Raw genomic sequence first — 18616 nt, forward strand, 5'->3', positions numbered from 1 at the left:
TTGGATCACTTATCAATCTTAAGTGGTCAGACCAATTAGTGCGATTATATCACTTTTTAGGACTTGGTACTAGTTTCTGGACCAACCATTTTTAGATCGATTCGTTTTAACACAACATTCTCTTCTCCAAATCGTCTCTTCGCCTCTGCGACGTACTCCTCGTTCGGGTTGATTGAAAAAGCGGATGCCAGTTGTTTCACTTCTTTCGAATCCGTGAACCGACAGACGACCGGAACATCTCCTTGCGCACGCTGAATCCAATCTTCTAGTTCAGAGAATCGATCTAGCGTAAGCCTTACGAACAAAGCTTGACCATGTAATGGGCGCACCCGCTCGACAATCAATTGTTTACGTCCATCCCGTTCGTTCGAATGGACTTCAAGCAACAAAATGTTACCCACGTAGAGGGAGCGACTGAATTGAGCGAAGGTTCTAGGAAAGACGACGACTTCTTCTTGCGTCATCCCATCATCTACCATCATGACACCCATTCGTTCTTGCTTTTTCGTTATGAACGTACGCACGTCATCCACATACACGACTAGATACCCGTTCGTCCCGTGCATAACGTCTTCAATCGTGGAGGGCTCAATTCCCACGTCCGGAATCGACGTAAGCGGAGAGTGCACAACCCATGTTCCGAGTGCTTCCCGCTCTTCTTCAGACCAGTTTGGCTCTTTCGCTTTTTTCTGCTTAAGCCCGAGTGATGACAGTTCATCTGGTAAGAAGTGCGTACCGGCCTCTTCACGTAAACGTTCGACTGCTTCAAACGCACTCGTTCGGTCACCGTGATACATGCGGTCAAGCGCCCCAGCTCCTAGCAAACGTCTCAACTTCAGTTGATCTTTACTCTTCCATTCCATCGCTTCCTGAAGAGTTCGGACATCTTTTAGCTGTCCATTCAGCTCGATGAGTCGTTCGACGTCTCGTTTCGTCAGTCCTTGAATCGCTCTAAGCCCAAGACGGACGCCAGGACCTTCAAGTGTCGCTTCGGCATGTCCGTGCAATACATCGGGCGGATACACAGGGATTTTGTCTTTACGCAATAGTCTCACGAGTTGACTTGTCTTCTCCGACGTCACGACATGGAAAACACGTGGATAATGCGCTTTGACGTAAGACAATCGATAACTGATCAAACTGTAGGCGACCGCATGGGAACGGTTAAACCCGTACCCTGCAAACTTTTCAATCCAAGAGAAGATTTGTGACAAGACATCTCGGTTCTTTCCTTCAGATTGACGTAAAAACCGCTCTCGTTCTCGTTCAATCGTACCGGTATCTTTTTTGGCAATCGCTCGTCTGACCAAATCCGCCTCGGCATATGAATATCCACCGAGTTTTCGAAGAAGTCGCATGACCTGTTCTTGATAGACGAGCACACCATACGTCGACTTCATGATTTCTTCGACGTCCGGGTGAATCGGTTGATACGGCATACCATGTTTTCGTTTTGCATACGTTTCAATAAACTGCATCGGCCCTGGTCGATAGAGCGACATCGTCACAACGATATCCTCAAACTCCGTCGGTTTGACTTGACGCAGCGCCTGTTTCATACCAGACGACTCAAATTGGAAGATCCCGTCCGTCTCTCCTCTTGCTAATAATCGGTACGTCCGGGCGTCATGTAAGGGAATCGTCTTCAAGGAGAACATCGCGTCACTCTCGCGGACCAATTCCTCCATTTGACGAAGGCGACTCAAGTTTCGGAGCCCGAGCAAATCAATTTTGAGTAGCCCGATTTCTTCCAAATCCTTCATATTATATTGGGTCACATGCTCATCAAGTTCGGGTTGGAGCGGTGTCACGTCTTCAATCGGTTGACGACTGAGTACAACCCCAGCGGCGTGTATGGATGATTGACGTGGCAATCCTTCTAGCTGTTTCGCAATCCGAATCAACTGTTGACGCTTCTGGCTACCTGCGAACCATTTCATCTGTTTTGGATTCGCCATCAACTCGTCCAACCCACCTGATTTCACTTGTTTACTTGCAGCCTGCCCCTCTTCTAACGTCATGCCGAGCGCCCTCGCGACGTCACGTATGGCCGCCTTTGCCCCAAAGGTTGCGAGTGTACCAATTTGCGCCGCATGAGCCTCCCCATATTTCGATAGCACGTATGAAACGACTTCTTCCCGACGCTCATCTTCAAAATCTAAGTCAATATCCGGCATCGAGACGCGTTCCGGATTGAGGAACCGTTCAAATAGGAGGCCATAGCGAACTGGGTCGACTTCTGTAATGTGCAGTGCAAAACTGATGAGCGAGCCGGCCGCCGACCCCCGACCTGGACCGACCTCGATCCCGGACTCACGGGCGAATCGGATGATATCTTCGACAATCAGGAAATACGAAGAAAACCCGGTCTTGGCAATGACGTCAAGCTCAAATTTCGCTCGTCCGATATACGGCTCTTTCATCAGTTCCATCGCTTTTAACCGTTCACCGACGAGCCGCTTCAACTTTTGATCAGCGTCCGGTAACTCTGGAATCGCGCCTTCCGCTTGTGGAAGATGTTCGAGTTGAATCAGTGCTTCAAATCGCTCAAGCTCGCCCAATTCTTCTGAAGTGAACCAGTCGTTCATCTCGCTTGGTAACCGGACATGCAGACCTTTTTGACGTACATCCTCCTCTGACATCACTTCGCCTTCTCGAATGGCAGAGATTGCCCGGAAACCCTCCACATCTTCAGGTCGCATATATCTCGTTTCAGGGACCGGAATCAATTGGACGGCGAGTTCTTCTTTCATCATGCGAAGTTGCTTTAACAGTTGTACCTGTTCTGTCGTCTGCGGTGCCGGGAGACCGAGCCATAGTCTGTTCTCGTCTACAAAAGATAGCAGTTGATGATAAAGACGACGTCGATGGACCGGGTCGCTCGCTTTCCAGTTTTCCGGTAGGACAATGAGGGGCATCGTCGTACGTTCATCGATCCCGCCTTTCTTGATGATTCGGTATTGCTCTTGTAGTTCTGCTTCGTTCGATGCATAAGCAAGTACCGACACATCGAGCCCGTCTAGTCGAAGGACGGTTCTCAGTCCGATGAGCGGCTTCACCCCATAGCGTTTGCAGTAGGATAGAAACGACGGCACACCATAAAAGGCATCGTCTGCGATGGCAACCGCGCGACTCCCTCGCTCTGTCATCTGCATCACATATTGTTCTAGTCGAATCGTGCTTTGTAGTAAGCTATAAGCAGTTCTGACATTAAGATGAATCATCTTCGTCCTCCTCTCTATTTAATGATATTGTCAAACTCAATTCTCCACTTCTCTGATACAATAATTATAGACAAAACTCACGACAAAAGGGGGCAAAAGCGTATGATTATCAATCGGGGACAAATTGCGCGCGATAAGTTAGAAAAATTACAGAACGGTCAAACCGTCTTTGCGGACAGTCCTGAAATCATCGACCGACTTCGAAAGTATATTGCAGAATATCAACTCGATGTCGTCGAAGATGTGACCGACCGCGGCACGTGGTTTATCCCACAAGAAAACGGAGACAAATGAAGAGAGCTGACCGCGGTCAGCTCTCTTCATTTTCTTCAAACGTGAACTCTCCTGCCACTTCATTCAAAGCAGCAATGACGTCATCCATTTCATCCCACGTATCAATCGTGGCACCTGACGCCATCGGATGGCCACCACCACGGTAACGCTTCGCCACTTCATTGATGACAGGTCCTTTCGACCGAATCCGGACACGAATCTCTTCTTTGTTTTCGACGAACATGACCCAACATTTCAATCCTTCGAGGCCAGAGAAGCTATTGACGAGTTGCGATGCCGCTTCTGGGGACGCATGGAACGTCCGGAGCACATCTTTATCAATCTTCACATACCCGACGCCTTCTTCTGTGACATTGACGTGCTGTAACACGTAGCCTTGTAACTGAAGCGTCGCCAAGTTGGTCTTATACATGTGTCGGTACAGTTTGTTCGTATCGATGCCTTTGTCAATCAATCTCGAAGCAATCTCAAACGTACGTGCCGTGGCATTCCGGAACTGGAAGCGCCCCGTGTCACCTACGATACCGGCATATAATAAGAAGGCCGCTTCTTGATCGATCGGATAATCCCAAATGTTCGCCAACTCCACAATCATCTCGGACGTCGAACTGACCGTGGTGTCCACGATTTGTGTCATCGCATACGGGTCTTCATCAGGGTGATGGTCGATTTTAATGATTGTTTTTCCTTTTAACGCATATGGTCCATCGATTCGTTCCTGATTCGCTGTATCTAGAATCAAAACGAGCGCATCCTTATACATTTCTTCCTCAACGTGTTCCATCTTTCCTAAAAATTCAAGGTCGGGCACCATACCGCCGACTACATAAATCTTTTTATCCGGATGAACCGACTTTAAAATACGTTGGAGCCCGAGCTGGCTCCCCAATGCATCTGGGTCTGGTCTGACATGTCGATGAATAAAAATAGTGTCAGCCGCCTCGATTTCTGTTTTGATTGAATCCGCTTTCGCCCATGCCCACATGATGATTCCTCACTTTCTTACACACTATTATGGTATGATGATAACAGATTACGAGAAAGAAAGGGGTTCCTTCACTTGCAACTTGTCATGATTGGACTCATTTTGTTCGCGCTCGGAGCGTACCTTGTCTTCAAGCGTCGTGCTTTTTTGACAAAGACGCCAAACCGTAAAGCCTTGTTCAATACACAAGCTTTAATCTGGTTAAGTTTATTCCTCGCGCTATTTGCCGCGAACCAAATGGTTGGTGGATTCGGTTTGAATTCATCGGTCGGTTGGATTGTCAGTATCGTCATGTTGGTCGTCGGCTTAGGCAATGCGGTCGTTGGATTTATCCGTTACCGGAAAATCTATCCGCTCGCCGCAGAAGAACCGACGAATACGCCTTCATAAAAAGAGAGCACCCGCTACTCGTGTAGCCGGTGCTCTTTTAAGTTACCGATCAATCAACTGTGCCGTGACAAGCGCCTTGGCGACAAGTTGTGTACCTTGTGTCATTTCTACGTCTACTTTCCCGAACTTCCGCCCAAGATCGAAGACGTTTGCCGACACTCGAATCTGACTCTCAATCTGAATCGGTTTCATGAAGTAGACGGTGATGTTCTCGACCACCAAATCACCTTTTTTCATATGACGCAGACTGCGCGTCGCCCCTTCCACTAACAAAGTCGTCAACACCCCTGATGACGCAGTCCCCATATGGCTCGTCATTTGCGGAGCGACCTCGACAGTGAACGCCGTACCGTTCGACGTAGGATCTTCTTTCAATTGGTTCGTGATCATGTTGTCGAACGTTTCACCAACTTGTGGCTGACGATTTGCAAGCTGTAACGCCTTCAACACATCTTGACGACTGATGATGCCGAGTAAGCGACCATAGTTATCGACGACAGGGAGCATCTCAATCCCTTCCCATACCATCTGGTGCGCAGCGTTGGTCACGCTCGTCTGGACGCCGACCGTGATCGGGCTCTTTGTCATGACTTTCTCGATATCATAGTCGTGCGATTTGTCGATGACATCTTTCGCAGTAATCACCCCGACCACTTTCATCTGCTCATCGATGACCGGATAACGATTATGCTTCGTCCGCTCATTCAATTCGTGCCAACGTTTCACCGTGTCATCCGACTTCAAATAAAACGTGTCGTGAAGCGGGATGACGATGTCCGAGACAAGTAGAATCTCTTTCTTGATGAGTCGATCATAAATAGCCCGGTTAATCATCGTAGCGACGGTAAAGCTGTCGTAAGAAGTCGAGATGACAGGCATATCATACTTATCCGCCATTCGTTTTACTTCATCCGTCGTATCAAATCCCCCTGTGATCAACACGGCCCCGCCGGACTGCAAGACGAGTTCATGTGCCTTCTCCCGGTTTCCGATGATGACGAGTGAATCGACATCGATATAACGCATCATCGCTTCCAATTTCATGGCTCCGATGACAAATTTAGATAATGTCTTATGCAGACCATTTCGTCCACCCAACACTTGTCCATCGACGATATTGACGACTTCGGCAAATGTCAACTTCTCAATATTCTCTTTCTGTTTACGCTTGATTCGAATCGTCCCTACACGTTCGATGGTAGAGACGAAGCCCAGGTTCTCAGCTTCTTTGATGGCCCGATAAGCCGTACCTTCTGATACAGCTAACTCTTTAGCGATTTGTCGGACCGAAATTTTTGACCCAACATCGAGTGACTCGATATGTGCTATGATCTGTTCATGTTTTGTGGTCATACGCGGAGTCCCTTCTCTCAATACATTTTCTACTCTTTCTAGTATACTGTATCAGTCGAACTTGTTCAAACTGTACTAATCAAATTGCAACATTTCCTTTCTGTTTTCGAAACAGCTATAATAGACGAGTAGTCAACGTAAGAGTGAGAAGGGAAGGGATTCATCTTGAATCAACGCACCAATCAAATTGCACAATCTTTAGCGACGAAAGGATTAGACGCGGCATTCGTCACGTCAAAGGCATCTGTATTTTACTTTTCGGGAGTATACGCAGAAGCCCACGAGCGGCTGATCGCCATCCTCGTCCTAAAGAATGGGACAACTGCCATCATTTGTCCTGCCCTTGAAAAAGGAATTGTCGAAGCGAGTGACTGGTCAGGTGAAATCGTGACGTACATGGACCATGAGAATCCGTGGGATAAAATCGTCAAGTTGTTCCTTGATAACCAAATCGTTCCTGAGCGTATCGGGATTGAAGGCGAGCATTTGACATTCAATCGTGTCGAGCACCTCCGCGCTGGTTTTGCCGGATTATCGATTATCGATTTGACAGACGAACTCCAAACGTTACGCATGATCAAATCACCGGATGAAGTACGTACAATGAAACGTGCCGCTGAACTTGCAGATATGGCAATCGAAGCAGGAATTCGGTCACTTCGTGAAGGCGTGACCGAGCTCGAAGTCATCGCGGACATTGAATATGCGATGAAACAACAAGGCGTTCGTGAAATGTCATTCGACACACTCGTATTGTTCGGTGAAAACAGCGCTGACCCTCACGGTGTACCAGGCAACAACCGTTTGAAGAAAGGCGATTTCGCCTTGTTCGACCTCGGTGTCGTCTGGCAAGGGTATTGCTCAGATATCACTCGAACGGTCGTCTTCGGTGAAGCGAGTACGAAACAACGTGAAATTTACGAAACGGTATTACAAGCAGAAGAAGCAGCGATCGAGATGGCGAACGTTGGCACGACGCTCGGAGCGATCGATATCGCAGCCCGTCAAGTCATCACGTCCGCTGGATACGGTGAGTACTTCACGCACCGTATCGGTCATGGAATCGGAATCGAAGTTCATGAACATCCATCGATGGCGGCGAACAATGACATGACAGCTCAAGTCGGGATGACGTTTACCGTCGAACCAGGTATTTATCTACCGGGCGTAGGTGGTGTCCGCATCGAAGATGACCTCGTCATGACAGAGAGCGGTCCGATTACATTGACGAGCTATCCGAAAACACTTCAAGAGATTCAATAAGAAAAAGGTGGGGTCCAAGGACCTCACCTTTTTACGCACTCTTCAATAGAACAATCGGAACATGACGTCGCGTTGCGGAACTTCATAACGTTCCATTTTTTCTAGAAATGTTCGTTTATCATAAGGGACAGCCCGCACATCAATCTGCATCCCGTTTTCCCCGTCTGACAAAATCGCGAACCGCGCAAGTTCATCTCGGGCGACACCGAGCGCACCTGGATTGACGTACCGCTTCTTCTCGTCTTGGAATAGGTGAACCGGGTGGTGATGCCCAAATAAGATGACATCTCCATCGTACTCTCCATACAACCGTTGCATGTTTTCAAGTGTCGGCTCTAGAATATCATGGAATGGTTCTTCGACGATGGTAGCTTGACGCTTTTCGCTCGGGATATGGTAATGAATGCCGAATGCCTTTTGACTAGCCAACTCACCCGTGATTGTCCGTGGAAGAGACTCAAGAACATCCACATATCTAGATTGAAGATGACGCGCGACCCACTCGTGATGCGGTCGCGTATGCGCATAACTTTCTGGATGGCCCTGTCCGGCTAAAAGCGAGACGACTGCTTCATCGTGATTACCGGAAATCATGTGTGCCCCGCGGTCAATCAATCTCTCCATGACCGCGTTTGAGTCCGGCCCCATCGCAATCATATCACCGAGTGACCAGATGATGTCGACCTGCTCTGTTTCTAACGCATGAAGGACTGCCTCTAGCGCCTCTAGATTTCCGTGAACGTCAGTCACAACCCCAATCTTCATCGCTCTCCCCCTCACTTTCGATACTGATGCACCACGTTGACCCCGCCGGTCACATCGATGACGGCACCCGTGATCATATCTGATTCCTCATGTAATAGGAAGGAAATGAGTCGTGCGATATCCTCTCCAGTTCCGTGTCGTCCGACTGGAGTCCCTTCATCGATTTCCGCCTCCTCGATACGCATCTCTTTTTGAGATCCGACGATGTTTCCTGGATTGACCATATTTGCCGTGATCCCAAAAGGCGCCTCCTCAAGAGCGACCGATTTCGTCAAGCTGACGAGTGCCGTTTTCGCTGCCGCAAACGCTGAACGGTGAATCCATCCGGGAGCCGATGCACTCTCCGGAAACCCGTATGAGATGATGCGCCCGAAACGATTAGAGCGCATCGCAGGAATCGCGCGACGCATCAACCAAAACGAGGCAGACAGGTTACCTGTCACCACTTCATCCCACTCCTCATCCGTCAATTCGACGAGCGGTTTCCGTTCAAAAATGTATGGACCCGCATTTAGAATTAAGGCATTCGGTTCACCAAACCGCTCGACTGTTTCCTCATAGGCCGAGAGCAGCTGTTTACGGTCAGTCAACCCTGCCTCGATCATATGTATCCGCTCATGTTCCCAATCAATCGGATTCCGCTGCAGAATACTGACGTGCCAGCCATCTTGCAAAAGACGCTCTGTCACGACACGCCCAATCCCTTTCGCACCAGAAGTAATCATTACATGTTTCATCGTCCAACCTCCTCCGCCTTATTTTACCCGTTCTTTCACGTGAATTCCAAACTTGGACATGTCGTGAACAATTCTATGAAAAAATTCACTCATTTTCATGACGAAAAAGCGTGAAATCCGAAAGAAGTGGTATACTATATATGTAAGCCGAACGTATAATTCGAGCGAAAGGTTGGGATTTACATGGCAATTGTATACAAACACATTCTATCTGCCGTTGACGGCTCTAAAGAGGCGGAACGTGCATTCGAAACCGCAATCGATGTCGCCATTCGTAACGAAGGGAAACTGTATGTGGGTCACGTGATTGACACGCGTACATTCGCGACAGTTGAAGCCTACGACCGGACGATTACCGAACGCGCAGAAACGTATGCCAAAGAGTTACTCGAAGATTATGTGAACCGCGCGAAAGAACGTGGCGTAAAAGAAGTCGAGACCGTGATTGAATACGGTTCTCCAAAAGTGACAATCGCTAAAAAGATTGCTCCTAACCATGATATTGATCTTATTATTTGTGGCGCGACTGGGTTGAACGCCGTCGAACGCTTCTTTATCGGAAGTGTTTCAGAAAGCATCGTCCGCTATGCGAAGTGCGACGTGCTCATCGTTCGTCAATAATCGTTTATCCTCGAAAAAGGGGTCTTGCGCAATCGCAAGACCCCTTTTTCTTTATTACAACACCTTGACCGTAACCGTTTTGCGACCGAATTGAATCGCCGCACTGTGCGAGTACATTAAGATATCGATTTTATTTCCTTTGATGGCGCCGCCAGTATCTGCAGCCGTATACGTTCCTAACAACTTGCTCCCTACGTATACTTGAACTTTCGTGCCAAGTGGAATGACACGCGGGTCGACCGCGATCACATTACGTTTTTGTGTACGAACGTTCCAACCGAGAGCCGTCTTCCCAGAACAGCCTTTGCAATAAGGTGTATACGCGGATGCTTTCATCGTGTACGTTTTGCCGACAGACTGTTTCTTCGCTCCTGTAGTTGTGACATAACTTGTCGCAACCCATGCTTTTTTCTCTTTATAATAAACTTGTGTCCAGGCTCCTTTTGAACCTAAACGTTGCAACTTTTGACCTTTGTTTAACTTACCCAAGATTTTTGTACCCATTCGTGCATCTGAACGAATATTTAAATCGTTCACTTTACTGACGACATAAACTTTATTTGAAGAGGCAGCTTGCACTTGCGATTGTGGCAGGAAAAGCGTTGAAACTAAAATCGTAATTAGCATCATCCATCCTAACTTTTTAAGCATGCAATCGTTCCTCCCTCAGTTCAGATCGTGTCATCGATGATTTGTACATCGAATGTTTCGTCCAGATAACTATATGATGAAATATGTAGCAGTGCCGTTACACTTACGGTTCATTTAAATGTCACGAACGTTACAACTTGATGTCAAAACAGCCGATTCTTTGCTTTAAATTGCACTTCCAAAACGAAGTAGCGATATTTATATAAATAATCATCCAATATATGGCTCTTTCATGACTCAAATATTACAAAACGATATAAAACATGCACCCAATGTTACAAAGTGAAAATTCATTTGTCCTATTCATCCTCTAGCACGTTAGGAAAAAAGGCTCAAAAAAAACCCCACGTTACGCGAGGTAACGTGGGGTTGAGTGATCTTATGCGTGCTCTTCAACGAGGTTTGCAATGCGAACCGTGTCACGCGCGATGACCAATTCTTCGTTCGTCGGGATGATGATGACCTTAACTGGTGAATGTGGGTAGTTGATGAACAACTCTTTGCCTCGTGCACCGTTGTTAAGTGAAGGATCCCAGTAGACGCCCATGAATTCGAGACCACGAAGGATACGCTCACGGATGACATCCGAGTTTTCACCGACACCTGCCGTGAAGATGATGGCGTCGACACCATTCATTTCAGCGGCATATTGACCGATGTAACCGTGAATACGGTTTGAGAAGATTTTGAGTGATACTTCTGCACGGTGGTTTCCTTCTGCAGCCGCTTGCTCGATGTCACGTAAGTCACTTGAAATACCAGAGAGACCGTAAACACCTGACTCTTTGTTCATGACGTTCAAGACGTCTTCAGCAGACTTACCTGTTTTTTGCATCAAGAATGGAATGAGAGCTGGGTCAAGCGAACCTGAGCGAGTTCCCATCGTAATTCCTTCAAGCGGTGTGAAGCCCATTGTTGTATCAATCGAGCGACCACCTGCAACGGCTGCGATTGACGCACCGCTACCGAGGTGACATGAGATTAAACGTAAGTCTTCGAGCGGACGACCGAGAAGTTCTGCTGCACGCTGTGTCACATACTTGTGGCTAGTCCCGTGGAAACCATATTTACGAACGCCGTGCTCTGTATAGTATTCATACGGAAGACTGTACAAGAAGTTCTCTTCTGGCATCGATTGGTGGAATGCCGTGTCGAATACCGCAACTTGTGGAACGTTTGGCAGAATTGCTTGGAAAGCACGAATCCCAGTCAAGTTTGGTGGGATGTGAAGTGGTCCGAGCTCTGTGAAAGACTCGATGTTCTTCATGACTTCGTCGTCGATCACAACCGAATCCGCATACAACTCTTTCCCGTGTAACACACGGTGACCTACGCCAGAAATTTCATCGAACGATTGAATGATATCAAGTTCGATCAGTTTCTCTAGCGTCAATTCAACCGCTTCTTTGTGCGTGTGAAGTGGCGTGACCACGTTGAACTTCTGTCCTTCACCGTACTTGATTGTAAAAATTGCATCTTCTTTCCCTACACGCTCAACCAATCCGACTGCGAGCAACTCTTCCGTTGGCATCTCGAGTAACTGAAACTTGAGCGATGAACTACCAGCATTGACTGCCATAATTTTCGTCATGTCATACACCTCTTACCTTTCGTTTTAAACGCGTTTCTTTATCTGTTCAATTTAAAACTGATAACTGTATCATAATGAAGATACTTGATTTTGAATACCTTTTTCAAGTATTTTGTCTATTATTTTTGCGTTGTTTTGAACCAATCATCAATCTGTTTCACTACATTGGCAACCGCTCGAACGTCTGTGAATGACGGAAGCTCAACGAATAAGGCTTGTTTCGGGCGTGTGACGCCTTCCCCCACTTTTTGCAGGAGCAACAAACTTTTCGCATAACGTTCGTCTTTAAACATTGTCGTCGGAAGTTGGATCACACCTTTGACAACCGCTTCACGGTCCATCCATTGTTTTAATTTCCCTTCATCATCCTGTTCAAACAAATTGTTCGGAATGACGAACAATCCGTGTCCACCCGGTTTCGTATGACGGATCGCCTGTTCCATCATCAAGAAATGAGAATAGGCATGTCCTTCATTACGTTTCATGTCGTATTCGGCCGCGACTTCATCATTTGGGTAATAACCGATCGGCAAATCCGCAAGTGACAGGTCGTTCGGTTCGACAAACAAGGGGGCGAGCGCGTCTTGATGGAAGTATGAAACCGGCTCTCCTAATAAATTGCTGATCGAATAAGAGAGACGAAGCAACAATTCATCGACTTCAACCGCTTGTGCCGTCGCTTCTTTCAATTGCGAGAGGACAGCGTGTGTCAACGTGCCTGTTCCGCTCCCAAGATCGAGAATCGTCGCGCCATCTTTGAGTAGCTTCGTTGCCAAGTAGCCGATGAACAAACTGACCGCATCCGGAGTCGGTTGGTTGTTCGGTGGTAGTTGCGTCGTTTCTTCAAGCACGAGTAGACTGACGGCTTTCCGCACATCATCCATCTTCTCATTTTCGATGTCGACATGGTCAAACACTTGCACGAGTGCCTCAATCGGTAATACATCAAGGTCGTTGACAAGTTTTTTCGCTTCTTTCTTCCAATCACGATACAGTTGTTCAAAACGTTCCATTTTCGTTCATCCTTTCCATACAAAACCGGCCCCCCATAAGAGGACCGGTCGGTTCACGTACTAGTGTAAGCTATTTTAATCAATTTCGCCAAACGAATCAATTCGCTTGTTCGAATGCTTTGAGCGCGGCTTCGAAATCGACTTCGTCCGTCATTTCATCCATATATTGAACGTACTGGACGACACCGTTTGAATCGACGACGAACACAGAACGAGCGAGAAGACGCATTTCTTCAATTAATACGCCGTACGCTTTCGCAAATGATAGATCACGGTGATCAGAGAGTGTGACCACGTTGTCTAGACCTGAAGCCGAGCACCAACGACGTTGTGCGAATGGGAGGTCGTTCGACACAGTCAAGACCGTTCCGCCAAGTGATGATGCTTTTTCATTGAATTCACGCGTTTGTGCGTCACATACGCCTGTATCAATTGAAGGAATGACACTGATTAATTTTTTCCCCGGATAACTTGCTAATGTCACTTCTTCTAAAGCTGTCGTCAACACTTGGAAGTCAGGAGCTTGGTCTCCCACTTTCACTGGATTTCCTTGTAATGTCACGTTGTTCCCTTTAAATGTTGGCATGAACTCATCCCCTTTGTTGTAGTTACTTTCTCATCATATCGATGAAATTGAGCCTTTGACAAACTTCCTGCTTTTGGCTCTGTTTCAGTTTTCCCTATATTGGTTGAAGGAAACACGTTATAATAAGAGGGACACCATTGACAAAGGGGATGACTCAGATGAGAAATAACGTCTATTTGTACCATCGTAACGTCAACGAATTCACTAAAGAAGTGAAAAAGCTAAAAGAAATCGGGGAGAAACACGGGTTCAACATCGTCAATCAACCGGAAGATGCGAATATTATCGCTGCGGTTGGTGGGGACGGCGCCTTTTTACAGGCTGTTCGCTATACAGGTTTTCGTCAGGATGCTATCTACGTCGGATTCGGACGCGGATTGAACGAGTTTTATTGTGACTTTGACATACATAAACTCGATGAAGTCGACCGTCTCTTCTCAGACAACTCGACGCGAATCGAAGAAGGTCTCGAAGTACGCAAATATCCACTTCTCTCTGCATCAATCAACGAATCAACACCGCTTCTTTGCTTAAATGAAGCTTCTATTAAATCGAGTATCATCAAATCACTCGCGATCGAGGTTTATATCGACGACTTGCACTTTGAGACATTCCGTGGGGACGGAATGGTCGTGTCGACTCCAACCGGTTCGACTGCTTATAACAAATCGTTGAGCGGCGCGGTCGTCGACCCACTCATCCCATGTATGCAAGTCAGCGAGATCGCTTCGGTCAACAACAACCGTTATCGTACCCTCGGCTCATCGTTTATCGTCCACGAATCGCGCAAGTTATCGCTTCGCATCGTCGAGGACGGAAACGATTACCCGATCATCGGTATGGATAACGAAGCACTCAGCTTGAAGTACACTGATCGGATTGATATCGAACTTTCTGATAAAGTCATCAAGACTGTCAAACTTCGCACGAACTCGTTCTGGCATAAAGTACAACGTTCATTCTTCTAATCAAGAAGAGGAGCCGGTTGACCCTAATTGGGATCAATTGGCTCCTCTTTTATTTACGATGTGACGACTTCCGCCTCATATACCGGTTTTCCTTCGACGACCGTCATGACTAAACGATTGTGAAGAATCTCCTCCCCTTGTAATTGGAAGAAGTCCTCGTCCCACACGGTGAAATTTGCGTTGTAACTTTGAATCAACAACCCGTTTCTTCCGTGTGTACCCGTGGCGACATGAGGTGAATACGTAAAGCTACGAAGTGCCTCATACATCGATAAACGTTCACTCGGATTTAACGTGCCCGAACCTTTAAACGACTGTCTCGCTACCGCTCCGAACAACCCTTTCCGAACATCGACGGATGAGATCGGGGCATCACTTCCCCCAAGCAACAACGCTCCCGTATCAAGAAGTGACTTGAAGCGATACACATCATGAACGCGGTCATTCCCTAACCGTTCAAATAACATATCTAAGTCGTCAGAAAGGAAGACCGGTTGCGCATCAATCAGAACAGGCAGGGATTTGATACGCTTGATTAAGGAATCGTTCAACAAGGAAGCGTGGATAATGCGGTCCCGCGTTCCTTTTTTAGCTGGATATTTCTCAAGCAGACTGACAAACTGTTCGACGGCCGCATCCCCAATCACGTGAGCCGCGACGTTCATTCCGTACGTACGCGCCTTTTTCACGAGTGCTTCCAAATGATCCGGTCGGTGCACTTCGATCCCTCGCTGAGCCCGGTCATCGGCATACGGTGCTGAGAGCAGCGCTGTCCGTCCCCCGAACGAGCCGTCTACGAACAGTTTCATCGCCCCAAAGTCAAATCGTTTTCGTTTTGTCATCGCATCATGTTGAATGACACGGTCCACAACTTGTTCATGAACGAGAAGATGCGCTTGGAATGGCAATTCATCTAGCACGTCCTCATACGCTTGAATCGTCTCTAACGGGTCACCATGATAAAACAAGTCCTCGGTGTGGGCACCAACAATCCCGTGTGCGAACAACGAATCGATGGCACGTCGGAGTGAGGCAGCATTTTTCTTTCGATTCCCACTCAATTCTTTATATAAGAGGTCGAGCGCGGCATCATACAGGACACCATTCAACTTCCCTTCCTCATCCCGCCCGAGCTTCCCGCCTTCGATGACCGTGTGATGAATCAAGCCGAGGCGCTCGAGTCCTTTCGAGTTCACGACCGCAACATGACGGCAGACACGCTTCAAGACGACGGGACGATCCGAAATGACTTCATCAATCATGTCTCGCGTCGGCATTTCACCCAGTAATCGATCATCAAATCCTTCTGCGACCACCCATTCATCATCTGACCCTTGTTGTTTCATCGTCTCAAGTAATTCTCGAAGGTTGGTCGCCTCGCTTGCATCGACACGGTCTAGCGCTTCCCCGTAACCGACAAGGTGAATGTGCGAGTCTGTGAAAGCAGGATAGACACTCTTTCCTTCTAAGTTCACAATCTCTTCAATCCGACCGGCGTATGTACGACGGAGATGACCCTCTTCGCCCATTTTTAAGATTCGTCCATACTCCACAAACATGGCCCGCATCATTTCACCCGGTTTATTCAACGTATAGATGTTCCCATTAACCCATAACGTACCCATCTGACGATTCCTCCTTGATTGAAAAAAGATTGACGTCTACGTTTTTCCCGTTTCCGTCAATCTTCATGCATCGTTTATTTTTTTAGCAGTTCTTGCTGTTCTAAACCTTGATCGACGCGCCGACGAATCTCATGCGCCCCATCTTCTTCGAAGCGGCCGAGCACACGCTCACCGATTTCAACGGCAGTACCATACTCTCCGTGCAAAAACTTGTTTTCTGCGAGTGTCAAAGCGATGTGCACTTCGTTGTCACGACGACGGAATCGGTTGGCGTATTGTAACAACTGTTCAGCATATGTCACTTGACGAATCAGCGCATGGACACGGTCGCGGAAGTGATCCATCATTTCTTCTACATCATGACTGAGTCCGACGATATAAGTCATATTGAATGGCGCTTTATCGAACTGTTCATCTAGAGACTGGACGCCTTTTTGAAGTTGACGTAAGTCGTTGGATAAATCGTTCGGGACGACAGGCATCGCGCTTTTCGCCAAGAGGCGGCGGTGCGCAGACAATTCTTTCTTCCACGTTTCGAGCTTATGTCGTACTTCGAGTTCTTCCTTACGTAACGAATTCGTGTCCTCGATGAATCGCTCATGCATGGCATTGAATTGATCGAGCGAACGTTTCGCTTCTTGGACTTTCGATTTAATCATGCTATACGGCAACATTTGGGCGACGAGCGCTTGCTCGATATCAAGTACATTCGCCGTGAGCGTCGTCCGTTCGCGTTCTAACTGTTCAAACTCCTCGCCGACACGAGCGTTGATCTCATAATTACTGACGAGTCGAGACATTTCTGTTTGCAGGTTGCCCATGATTTCGGAAGACTGACGTTCACGTTCCTGAATCGTCGCAAATTCCTTCTTCACATATTGGCGTGCATCGACTTCTGTTCGGAACGCCTCAAACAGCTGGTCGATATCGGAACTCAACTGTTGCATGTCCTCTTCGAAATGATCAAATTCCAATCTTTCGATGCGAGCCATCAGTTCCTCACGACGTTCTTCCGCTTGATCGATTTCTTCCATTAATCCGAGCGGTTCGAGCGCATACCCGTCCATTTGCATTTCTTTATGTCCAGCCCGTAACTGTTGAAGTTGTTGTTTCAACTCCACTTGGACCGTACGTACGAATTGCGGGATGATTCGAATCAATTCACGGATATGACCGACTTGGTTCGATAAGGCTTGTCCAGTCTCGAACGCCTCAGAGACTTGACCGACTTGTTTCAAGTTGATCATTTCACTGCGTTTCGCCTCAGCGGCGGCAATCTCTTGCTCGACAAGCGCATACGTCGGCCCGAACGCATGATTTTGTGAATTCAATGTTTTGCGGAACTGATACAATTCTTTCTCGTCTTGCTTCACGATGTCCATGAGCGAAGTGTGGTGTGTCGTGAACTCATCCATCTCATCGAGCATGGCGTGTACCATCGTCTCGAGTTCTTCGATGAGTTGTTCTGTCGCATTCAAGTCCGCCTTCACTTTCATAAAGCGATATTTGTCCAAGTCTTCCTCGGCTCGGTATAGCGCTTCATCGATTTGACCTGCATGCACACTGACCAACTCATCCCAAGATTGATGCCAACGATCGAACTTTTCTTTCGTTTCCCCTTCCATTGGCCATTGCTTGAACTTCTGAAGTTCAACCGGGATGCTCGCGCTGAGCACACTCTGTTTCCTCATATCCAAGTCATCGATTTTTTGGTAAAAATTCCTTCGAATGAGCATACTCCCCAACATGCCGCCTAATACGACGACGATGATTCCAATGATTAACCCATAAATTCCGTAATCCATCTTTGTCACAACCTCCAAGCCGCTTTCGTGGACTTATGTACCTTATATAAAAAAGAAGTATTTTATAAGAATAGATATACCTAATCATATTATAGAACCAATGATTTGCATAGGTTTTCCAATGGTTTCAGTGGAGATTGTTCATTTTTTCTGAACTTTCTAGCAAGACAAATCCGAAATTTGCGTGTACCATAATGCTAAATTCTAAAAACAAGAAAGATGGAGGGGATTCAATATGTTCCAAACAACATCCTATTCAGGTGATTTAGCTGCCGGTTACGACCTATTAAATAAACAGCTCGCTGCTCTATTAGAAGGCGAAACAAATGCGGTCGCCAACCTTGCCAACGCAAGTGCTTTACTGAACCAATTTTTAGATCGAATCAACTGGGTTGGCTTTTATGTGACAGACTCTGAAGATAGCCTCATTCTCGGCCCTTTCCAAGGTCTTCCAGCTTGTGTGCACATCGCGTTCGGAAAAGGCGTTTGTGGAACGGCAGCAGCTACACAAGAAACGCAACTCGTCGCTGACGTTCATCAATTCCCAGGACACATTGCGTGCGACGCGGCTTCGAACTCTGAAATCGTTGTACCACTCGTACGGGATGGGAAGACAATCGGTGTCCTCGATATCGACAGTCCAGAATTCAATCGTTTCTCCGAAGTCGATCGTGTTGGACTCGAACGTTTTTGTGAGACACTACTTCGCTTTATTTGATTGACAAGCATTTACTTTCATCGTATA

At 47.2% G+C, this 18616-nt stretch carries 17 protein-coding genes; 6 read left to right on the plus strand and 11 right to left on the minus strand.

Going from position 1 to position 18616, the window contains the following annotated elements:
• Nucleotides 1-56 precede the first annotated feature (56 nt).
• The gene (gene dnaE, locus KNP04_RS02340; RefSeq protein WP_214874550.1) at nucleotides 57-3224 is read right to left on the minus strand and encodes a DNA polymerase III subunit alpha; all 3168 of its coding nucleotides are present in this window, start codon (nucleotides 3222-3224) and stop codon (nucleotides 57-59) included.
• Nucleotides 3225-3326: 102 nt separating this feature from the next.
• Between dnaE and KNP04_RS02345 the strand changes: the two genes are divergently transcribed.
• Nucleotides 3327-3518 carry a YtzJ family protein gene (locus KNP04_RS02345; RefSeq protein WP_074033430.1) on the plus strand — a complete coding sequence of 64 codons (192 nt, stop codon included), beginning with the start codon at nucleotides 3327-3329 and terminating at the stop codon, nucleotides 3516-3518.
• A gap of 16 nt (nucleotides 3519-3534) precedes the next feature.
• Here the strand turns inward: KNP04_RS02345 and KNP04_RS02350 are convergent, their stop codons facing one another.
• Entirely contained in the window at nucleotides 3535-4503 is a 969-nt protein-coding gene (locus tag KNP04_RS02350; protein ID WP_214782187.1) for a DHH family phosphoesterase, read from the minus strand.
• Nucleotides 4504-4590: 87 nt separating this feature from the next.
• On the opposite strand from KNP04_RS02350, the gene KNP04_RS02355 reads away from it, so the two are divergent.
• On the plus strand, nucleotides 4591-4893 hold the full coding sequence (locus KNP04_RS02355) for a YtpI family protein (protein WP_196431850.1): 303 nt from the start codon (nucleotides 4591-4593) through the stop codon (nucleotides 4891-4893).
• 42 nt (nucleotides 4894-4935) lie between these two features.
• Here the strand turns inward: KNP04_RS02355 and KNP04_RS02360 are convergent, their stop codons facing one another.
• A complete protein-coding gene (locus KNP04_RS02360; protein ID WP_214782184.1) occupies nucleotides 4936-6246 on the minus strand; it encodes a DRTGG domain-containing protein in 1311 nt (436 codons plus the stop codon).
• A 165-nt stretch (nucleotides 6247-6411) separates the two neighbouring features.
• Here KNP04_RS02360 and KNP04_RS02365 point away from each other — a divergent pair, with 165 nt between their 5' ends.
• On the plus strand, nucleotides 6412-7509 hold the full coding sequence (locus tag KNP04_RS02365) for a M24 family metallopeptidase (protein ID WP_214874551.1): 1098 nt from the start codon (nucleotides 6412-6414) through the stop codon (nucleotides 7507-7509).
• Between the two features lie 42 nt (nucleotides 7510-7551).
• On the opposite strand, the gene KNP04_RS02370 is transcribed toward KNP04_RS02365, so the two are convergent.
• Nucleotides 7552-8274 carry a metallophosphoesterase family protein gene (locus KNP04_RS02370; RefSeq protein ID WP_214874552.1) on the minus strand — a complete coding sequence of 241 codons (723 nt, stop codon included), beginning with the start codon at nucleotides 8272-8274 and terminating at the stop codon, nucleotides 7552-7554.
• An 11-nt stretch (nucleotides 8275-8285) separates the two neighbouring features.
• Nucleotides 8286-9011 (minus strand): SDR family oxidoreductase, encoded by a 726-nt coding sequence (locus KNP04_RS02375; protein ID WP_214874553.1) that lies wholly within the window; start codon nucleotides 9009-9011, stop codon nucleotides 8286-8288.
• 183 nt (nucleotides 9012-9194) lie between these two features.
• Between KNP04_RS02375 and KNP04_RS02380 the strand changes: the two genes are divergently transcribed.
• Complete coding sequence (locus tag KNP04_RS02380; protein ID WP_012726732.1) at nucleotides 9195-9632, plus strand: universal stress protein; 438 nt, start codon at nucleotides 9195-9197, stop codon at nucleotides 9630-9632.
• A gap of 54 nt (nucleotides 9633-9686) precedes the next feature.
• Here KNP04_RS02380 and KNP04_RS15420 read toward each other — a convergent pair whose 3' ends face one another.
• From KNP04_RS15420 to tpx, 4 genes are all read right to left on the minus strand, one after another.
• Entirely contained in the window at nucleotides 9687-10283 is a 597-nt protein-coding gene (locus tag KNP04_RS15420; RefSeq protein WP_214874554.1) for a 3D domain-containing protein, read from the minus strand.
• A gap of 379 nt (nucleotides 10284-10662) precedes the next feature.
• The gene (locus KNP04_RS02390; protein WP_214693261.1) at nucleotides 10663-11874 is read right to left on the minus strand and encodes an acetate kinase; all 1212 of its coding nucleotides are present in this window, start codon (nucleotides 11872-11874) and stop codon (nucleotides 10663-10665) included.
• A 119-nt stretch (nucleotides 11875-11993) separates the two neighbouring features.
• Entirely contained in the window at nucleotides 11994-12887 is an 894-nt protein-coding gene (locus tag KNP04_RS02395) for a class I SAM-dependent methyltransferase (protein ID WP_214874555.1), read from the minus strand.
• Nucleotides 12888-12984: 97 nt separating this feature from the next.
• Nucleotides 12985-13473 carry a thiol peroxidase gene (gene tpx / locus KNP04_RS02400; RefSeq protein WP_214874556.1) on the minus strand — a complete coding sequence of 163 codons (489 nt, stop codon included), beginning with the start codon at nucleotides 13471-13473 and terminating at the stop codon, nucleotides 12985-12987.
• A gap of 149 nt (nucleotides 13474-13622) precedes the next feature.
• Between tpx and KNP04_RS02405 the strand changes: the two genes are divergently transcribed.
• Nucleotides 13623-14441 (plus strand): NAD kinase, encoded by an 819-nt coding sequence (locus tag KNP04_RS02405; RefSeq protein ID WP_214694006.1) that lies wholly within the window; start codon nucleotides 13623-13625, stop codon nucleotides 14439-14441.
• A gap of 53 nt (nucleotides 14442-14494) precedes the next feature.
• Here KNP04_RS02405 and KNP04_RS02410 read toward each other — a convergent pair whose 3' ends face one another.
• On the minus strand, nucleotides 14495-16066 hold the full coding sequence (locus KNP04_RS02410; protein ID WP_214874557.1) for an amidohydrolase: 1572 nt from the start codon (nucleotides 16064-16066) through the stop codon (nucleotides 14495-14497).
• Nucleotides 16067-16140: 74 nt separating this feature from the next.
• On the minus strand, nucleotides 16141-17871 hold the full coding sequence (gene ezrA, locus KNP04_RS02415) for a septation ring formation regulator EzrA (RefSeq protein ID WP_214693268.1): 1731 nt from the start codon (nucleotides 17869-17871) through the stop codon (nucleotides 16141-16143).
• Between the two features lie 235 nt (nucleotides 17872-18106).
• Here ezrA and KNP04_RS02420 point away from each other — a divergent pair, with 235 nt between their 5' ends.
• Complete coding sequence (locus KNP04_RS02420) at nucleotides 18107-18589, plus strand: GAF domain-containing protein (RefSeq protein ID WP_214874558.1); 483 nt, start codon at nucleotides 18107-18109, stop codon at nucleotides 18587-18589.
• The last annotated feature ends 27 nt before the right edge of the window (nucleotides 18590-18616 follow it).

Source organism: Exiguobacterium sp. CH10 (genome assembly GCF_018617635.1).
Lineage (GTDB): Bacteria > Bacillota > Bacilli > Exiguobacteriales > Exiguobacteriaceae > Exiguobacterium > Exiguobacterium aestuarii_A.

What these genes read in the sequence shown, in the direction of transcription:
- dnaE (WP_214874550.1), bottom strand. Translation starts at nt 3,224, where the DNA reads ATGATTCATCTTAATGTCAGAACTGCTTATAGCTTACTACAAAGCACG.
- KNP04_RS02345 (WP_074033430.1), top strand. Translation starts at nt 3,327, where the DNA reads ATGATTATCAATCGGGGACAAATTGCGCGCGATAAGTTAGAAAAATTA.
- KNP04_RS02350 (WP_214782187.1), bottom strand. Translation starts at nt 4,503, where the DNA reads ATGTGGGCATGGGCGAAAGCGGATTCAATCAAAACAGAAATCGAGGCG.
- KNP04_RS02355 (WP_196431850.1), top strand. Translation starts at nt 4,591, where the DNA reads ATGATTGGACTCATTTTGTTCGCGCTCGGAGCGTACCTTGTCTTCAAG.
- KNP04_RS02360 (WP_214782184.1), bottom strand. Translation starts at nt 6,246, where the DNA reads ATGACCACAAAACATGAACAGATCATAGCACATATCGAGTCACTCGAT.
- KNP04_RS02370 (WP_214874552.1), bottom strand. Translation starts at nt 8,274, where the DNA reads ATGAAGATTGGGGTTGTGACTGACGTTCACGGAAATCTAGAGGCGCTA.
- KNP04_RS02375 (WP_214874553.1), bottom strand. Translation starts at nt 9,011, where the DNA reads ATGAAACATGTAATGATTACTTCTGGTGCGAAAGGGATTGGGCGTGTC.
- KNP04_RS02380 (WP_012726732.1), top strand. Translation starts at nt 9,195, where the DNA reads ATGGCAATTGTATACAAACACATTCTATCTGCCGTTGACGGCTCTAAA.
- KNP04_RS15420 (WP_214874554.1), bottom strand. Translation starts at nt 10,283, where the DNA reads ATGCTTAAAAAGTTAGGATGGATGATGCTAATTACGATTTTAGTTTCA.
- KNP04_RS02390 (WP_214693261.1), bottom strand. Translation starts at nt 11,874, where the DNA reads ATGACGAAAATTATGGCAGTCAATGCTGGTAGTTCATCGCTCAAGTTT.
- KNP04_RS02395 (WP_214874555.1), bottom strand. Translation starts at nt 12,887, where the DNA reads ATGGAACGTTTTGAACAACTGTATCGTGATTGGAAGAAAGAAGCGAAA.
- tpx (WP_214874556.1), bottom strand. Translation starts at nt 13,473, where the DNA reads ATGCCAACATTTAAAGGGAACAACGTGACATTACAAGGAAATCCAGTG.
- KNP04_RS02405 (WP_214694006.1), top strand. Translation starts at nt 13,623, where the DNA reads ATGACTCAGATGAGAAATAACGTCTATTTGTACCATCGTAACGTCAAC.
- KNP04_RS02410 (WP_214874557.1), bottom strand. Translation starts at nt 16,066, where the DNA reads ATGGGTACGTTATGGGTTAATGGGAACATCTATACGTTGAATAAACCG.
- ezrA (WP_214693268.1), bottom strand. Translation starts at nt 17,871, where the DNA reads ATGGATTACGGAATTTATGGGTTAATCATTGGAATCATCGTCGTCGTA.
- KNP04_RS02420 (WP_214874558.1), top strand. Translation starts at nt 18,107, where the DNA reads ATGTTCCAAACAACATCCTATTCAGGTGATTTAGCTGCCGGTTACGAC.